This window comes from Streptomyces sp. NPDC059564 (genome assembly GCF_042735575.1).
Taxonomy (GTDB): domain Bacteria; phylum Actinomycetota; class Actinomycetes; order Streptomycetales; family Streptomycetaceae; genus Streptomyces.
On the sequence record NZ_JBHWBP010000643.1, the window covers coordinates 1 to 1,348 of the forward strand.

The window sequence follows — 1,348 nt, forward strand, 5'->3', positions numbered from 1 at the left end:
TCCTCCCTGTCGCGGGTCCTGTTGGGGGGGTCATGGTTGCGGTGGTGCCGGGCGCGGGCGGGGCGCGGGGGGGCGGCCGCCGCCGTGAACGCGGGATCGGGGCGCGGGCCCGGACCGCTCGCGGGGTTGAGTACCACCGCGTAGGTCCGGGACGCCGCCCCGATCAGCCGTGCCCAGGCCCCCGGATCCTCGGCCGGGTGGACGTAGAGCGGAACCAGCAGGCTCATGGCAAGGGACTGCCGTCGCGGAGGGCCGCCTCCCACAACGAGGCGAGCATGTCGTCCAGCCGCAGGGCCGGACGCCATCCCAGGGCCCGGTACGCGGCGGTGATGTCGGAGCACTGCCACGACACCTCCGCCGAGCGGGCCGAGCCCGGCGAGCCGGCCGCGCCGCTCGTGTTCTCCTCGATCCGCCCCCGGAAGCCCGCCCGGCGGGCCAGCCCGTGCACCAGCTCACGGACCGGCACGGCGTCTCCCGTGCTGATGTTCAGCAGGGGCGGGAGCGGCCCGGCGGCGGTGACCGCGAGTTCCACCGCGCGGGCCACGTCCCGTACGTCGACGAAGTCGCGGTACGCGGACAGGTCGCCCAGCCGCAGTACCGCCGCCGGGTCCGGGCCGGCCGCGCCCAGCAGGGCGGCGATCCTGCCGGGCAGGCCGGTGGCCGGTGCGCCGGGCCCGACCGGATTGCCCACGCGCAGCACCACCCCGTCCAGCCCGGAGGCGGTCACCGCGACCGTGCCGGCCAGTTTGGTGGCTCCGTACGGGGTGACCGGGCGGGTGGCCGCCGACTCCCCCACCCGGACGCCGGGAGCGCCCGGGCCGTACTCGGCGGCCGAGCCCAGGTGGACCAGGCGGGCGGCCGGAGCGGCCTCCCGCAGGGCCGCGCACAGCACGGCGGGGCCGCGGGCGTTGACCTCGGCGAGCGTGACCGGGTCGCCGCCGGTCGCGCCCGCGCAGTTCACCACGGCGTCGGGGGCCGCCGCCGCCAGGGTCTTGGCCAGCCGCTCGGTCCGGTCGGCGGCCAGGTCGATGCCGAACTCGGCGCCCGGTGAGCGGCCGCCGTCGAGGACCCGTACGTCGGGCAGGGCGCGCAGCCGGTCGGCGACGTGGGCGCCGAGATAACCGGTGCGCCCCAGGACGAGAATGCGCATGACGTGCTCAGGCTCCCTTCAGCAGCAGGGACTTGCGGCTGGTGAACTCGGCATTGGCCCGGTCGTAGTCGTCGGGGCGTCCGATGTCCAGCCAGTAGCCGTCGAAGTCGTAGGCGTACGGCGGGTTCTGGGCCTTCAGGAGGTCGATGACGAGCTCGTCGAAGCCGAGCGGCAGGCCGGGGGTGTAGCCGTCGAGGG

Annotated in this window: 2 protein-coding genes and 1 pseudogene; all 3 read right to left on the minus strand. The window is 76.3% G+C overall.

Annotated elements, in window-relative coordinates:
- Positions 1–227 (minus strand): spherulation-specific family 4 protein (locus tag ACFV0Q_RS41215; protein ID WP_385013203.1); only part of this gene is annotated, 227 nt, incomplete at its 3' end.
- Positions 224–1,150 carry an NAD-dependent epimerase/dehydratase family protein gene (locus tag ACFV0Q_RS41220; RefSeq protein WP_385013205.1) on the minus strand — a complete coding sequence of 309 codons (927 nt, stop codon included), beginning with the start codon at positions 1,148–1,150 and terminating at the stop codon, positions 224–226. The genes ACFV0Q_RS41220 and ACFV0Q_RS41215, both read right to left, overlap by 4 nt.
- A gap of 7 nt (positions 1,151–1,157) precedes the next feature.
- Positions 1,158–1,348 (minus strand): annotated as a pseudogene (locus ACFV0Q_RS41225) (nucleotidyltransferase family protein); the annotation flags it as partial.

What these genes read in the sequence shown, in the direction of transcription:
- ACFV0Q_RS41220 (WP_385013205.1), bottom strand. Translation starts at nt 1,150, where the DNA reads ATGCGCATTCTCGTCCTGGGGCGCACCGGTTATCTCGGCGCCCACGTC.